This window comes from Planktothrix sp. PCC 11201 (genome assembly GCF_900009135.1).
Classification (GTDB): Bacteria; Cyanobacteriota; Cyanobacteriia; order Cyanobacteriales; family Microcoleaceae; genus Planktothrix.
On the sequence record NZ_LT797712.1, the window covers coordinates 1 to 1,144 of the forward strand.

Annotated in this window: 1 protein-coding gene; it reads right to left on the reverse strand. The window is 36.9% G+C overall.

Annotation, left to right across the window (positions count from 1 at the left end; genetic code table 11):
* Positions 1–154: 154 nt before the first annotated feature.
* Positions 155–1,075, reverse strand: coding sequence for a transposase family protein (locus PL11201_RS25335; RefSeq protein ID WP_079676644.1), 921 nt, complete (start codon positions 1,073–1,075; stop codon positions 155–157).
* Positions 1,076–1,144 lie beyond the last annotated feature (69 nt).

The window sequence follows — 1,144 nt, forward strand, 5'->3', positions numbered from 1 at the left end:
TAGACATCTCCGAAAATCCTCAAATGCCCTCTATCGCTACTTTTTGAGTCTCTAGCACTCCTGTGCCGGTTTCTCCTAAAGTAACGGATTCATAGGCTTTTTCAGTTACATTAATAATAATTAATGAATTTTATTTCTGATATTCAATCATTTTTCAAAAGTATTCTGGGCAATTCTTAGATGATAATACAATCGCTCCTATTCGCCATCTTATTAGTCCACATACTGTCAAGATTACTGCTTCATAATTTTGGCTCTTTAACCGAAATCTTTCTGAAGCAACTCGATAAATTTTTATCAGTCTTATTAAATGTTCGACTACAATCCTTTGTTTGGCTTTTAACCGATTTTCTTCTCGATTTTCAAGGGATATTTCTTGATTCCTCGGTTTCTTATGTGGTGTATTAATTGCTGTTTCCCCTACATAAGCTTTATCCCCCCTGTATTTTTGATGATTCCCCAATTCCTCCCTTCTTTCTCTCCACAATTTCAGATCGCTTGTTGCTCCGGTATAACCCACAGCTACATCCACTATTTCTTTCCCGCTCGGCATGACAATGACTTGATTTTTAAAGGTATGTGTTTTTTTCTTTCCTGAGTAATATTTTTTCTGCTCTTCATTGTCTGTTGGTCTTTGCATGGGCTGTTCATAGCTATCTACTACTAACTCATATTCCAGCAGAATTTTTTCTACCCACTCCCAATCACTCTCGTTTTTTTTTACTTGCTCAAGTAAACTGGCTGGCAGTAATTCTCTCAATATTTTTATCCCGTTATGGAAAATATCATTCGCTGTTGATTCACTCACTTCAAACTGTAACCCTAACATTTGAAATGTGGGCATCTGATGCAGATAAATTAGAGTTAGTAAGATTTGTTCCTCCACAGATAATTTCTGGTGACGACCCCCACCTGCTTTAATCAACCTGATCTTAGCTTTTTCTCGTTCTTGTCGTTTTTCTTGTTCTAATAACTCCGCGGCTTGAATTAGTTCTATCAACTGTTCATATTCCATCCCTAATAGCCTTTTTGTTTGCTGGGGATTCTTGTCCAGATAGCCTCTTAATTTAGTCATCTCTCCTTGGGGTAAAATCAAATTTTACCATCTTGCTATCCCTCCCCATTTTTATTTCGGAGATGTCTA